The sequence below is a fragment of the Methylobacterium sp. WL116 genome, from assembly GCF_008039455.1.
Classification (GTDB): Bacteria; Pseudomonadota; Alphaproteobacteria; order Rhizobiales; family Beijerinckiaceae; genus Methylobacterium.
Window position 1 is genome coordinate 1 of record NZ_VRUV01000748.1, and the last position, 1692, is coordinate 1692.

The window sequence follows — 1692 nt, forward strand, 5'->3', positions numbered from 1 at the left end:
GCGCCGGCTGGGGCTCGGGCGGGCGGGGGCGGGACATCGGCCGCGGGCTGTCCGAGCCGAGCTGCGGCGTGAACTTGATCAGCGGCTGGCAGATCCGCTTCAGCCCGCGCGGGTCGTGGCGCGCCAGGTCGACGTGGATGTGGTCGTAGTGGAACACGTTGGAGCCGGGCGCCAGCACGGTGGTGAAGCGCTGGCAGGCCCCGATGAAGACCTCGCGCAGGAAGCCCTGCTCGGCCTCCGTGCCGCGCCAGCCGCCCTTGACGGTGATGACGTAGCCGTCGGCGAGCTTGAACGACATCACGTCGATGGCGTTGCCGAAGGAATGCTCGGACAGCTTCGCGCCGACCTGGTTGTTGCGCCCGCGGCAGGCGTAGGAGCCGGCGTTGATCTCGGCGACCGGCTGGCCGAAATACAGGTTCGCCGCGGGCTGGATCGTGTCGGCGAGCCAGGCCTCGGCTTCGGCGAGCGCCGGGCAGCCGAGCGTCATGCGCTGCTTCAGAACCACGGCGCCGCCGCCGAGCCGCGTCACCCGGAACGGCTGCGTCATGCCGCAGGGGCCGGGCCCATCGATCTCCTTGGACGGGACGACGAACTCGGTCGGCTCGACGAGCTTCTTGGCCAGGCACACCTGCTCCGCCTGGTCGCGCCAGGCGTCGCGGCGCTCAAACTTGTTGATCGCACAGCCGGTGAGCCCCGCGCCGAACAGCGCAAGGGCGGAGAATGCGAGAACGCTACGCCACATGACGCGGAGAATGATCACGGACGCGTAAACGCGATGCTAACGCTGCCGCCGTCGCGGCGGGGCCTTGCGCGTGCTACGCCCCCGGCACCGCCGGCCGGGCCTCCGCGCATCCGCGCACGAAACCTGCACCGGCGCCCGCGGCGGTCGTCGTCGGACCCGCCCCGGAACCGGTGGCCTTCGCGAAGGGCCCTCAAGTCAAGGACGCGTGATGCTCTCGTTGGTCGACCTGCGCCGCCGCATCGAAGCCGGCACCCTCACGCCGGAGGGCGCGATCCGCCTGTCGCAGGAGGCGATCCTCGCGCGCGATCCGGTGGTGCGCGCCACCGTCGTCACCGATCCCGCGCCCGCCGTCACCGATGCCGGGCCGCTCGCCGGCATCGCGGTGGGCGTCAAGGACATCATCGACACCGCCGCGATGCCGACGCAGATGGGCTCGCCGATCTACGACGGCTGGCGCCCGAAGGCCGACGCCGCCATCGTCATGCGGCTCAAGGCGCTGGGCGCGGTGGCGCTGGCCAAGACCACGACCTCGCCCTTCGCCAGCGTCGACCCGACCGAGACCACGAACCCGCACGATTCGAACCACACGCCCGGCGGCTCCTCGGCGGGCTCCGCCGCCGCGGTCGGGGCCGGGATGCTGCCGCTGGCCCTCGGCACCCAGACCGGCGGCTCGGTGATCCGGCCGGCGAGCTTCTGCGGCTGCGCTGCGATCAAGCCGTCGTTCCGGCTGCTGCCGACGGTGGGCGTGAAGACGTTCTCGTGGGCCCTCGACACGCTCGGCCTGTTCGGAGCCGGCATCGGCGACGTCGCCCACGCGCTGGCGCTGATCGCCGGCCGTCCGGCGATCGACCTCGGCGGCACCGCGCCCGGCACGCCGCGGGTCATGGTCGTGACGCAGGACTACGCCGAAGCCCCGGCGCCCGAGGCGCAGGGAGCGCTCGACCGTGCGC

At 72.7% G+C, this 1692-nt stretch carries 2 protein-coding genes; one reads left to right on the forward strand and one right to left on the reverse strand.

Translation table 11 applies throughout. The features are described from left to right. A partial coding sequence (locus tag FV223_RS26915; protein WP_147729774.1) for an extensin family protein occupies window positions 1–742 on the reverse strand: 742 nt, incomplete at its 3' end. A gap of 208 nt (window positions 743–950) precedes the next feature. On the opposite strand from FV223_RS26915, the gene FV223_RS26920 reads away from it, so the two are divergent. Beyond that, the coding region (locus FV223_RS26920; RefSeq protein WP_147729775.1) for an amidase at window positions 951–1692 on the forward strand (742 nt) is incomplete at its 3' end.